At 69.3% G+C, this 244-nt stretch carries 1 pseudogene; it reads left to right on the plus strand.

The features are described 5' to 3' along the window. A pseudogene (locus FNJ47_RS52545) lies at window positions 1-244 on the plus strand (hypothetical protein); the annotation flags it as partial.

Genomic DNA, 244 nt, shown 5'->3' on the forward strand with positions numbered 1-244 from the left:
GCCGCCGGTCTCCTGAAGGGCTACCGCGCCACCACGCATTGGAGCGCGATCGATTTCCTCGCCGGCTTCGGCGCGATCCCGACCAGGACCCGCGTCTGCGTCGACCGCAATCGCTTCACCGGCGGCGCCGAGCACCAGCGATCCCGTGCAGACCGACGTGACGTATTTCGCTCCCGCTGCCTGCTTGCGCAGGAAGGCGAGCATCTCCTCGTCGCCGACCATGTCGTCGGTGCCGAACCCGCCG

The organism is Bradyrhizobium uaiense (assembly GCF_010811875.1).
GTDB classification, from domain to species: Bacteria; Pseudomonadota; Alphaproteobacteria; order Rhizobiales; family Xanthobacteraceae; genus Bradyrhizobium; species Bradyrhizobium uaiense.